Genomic DNA, 318 nt, shown 5'->3' with positions numbered 1-318 from the left:
AATTTAATAAAAAAAGATTATGATGAAATACTTGGTATCTTTAGGAAATATCTATCTGAAAAAGAGCGAATGCCAAAAATTAGATGCCTATCATTAACAAAATAGGCAATCACCAATAATTCATTCATAAATATTTATTTTTAGTTATCATTTAAATGATAACCAAATTTAAATCATTTTTATTTACTAAAGACNNNAACATAAAAATGGAAAGAATATATAATGAAGACATAAAATTAATATCTCAGGAATATAATGTAAGGAATTTTTTTAATAATGAACTTGAAAGATTTATAATTGAAGAAAGAATCGACCCAA

The sequence above is a fragment of the Candidatus Nanopusillus massiliensis genome (genome assembly GCF_920984865.1).
This window is presented reverse-complemented; position numbering follows the sequence as displayed.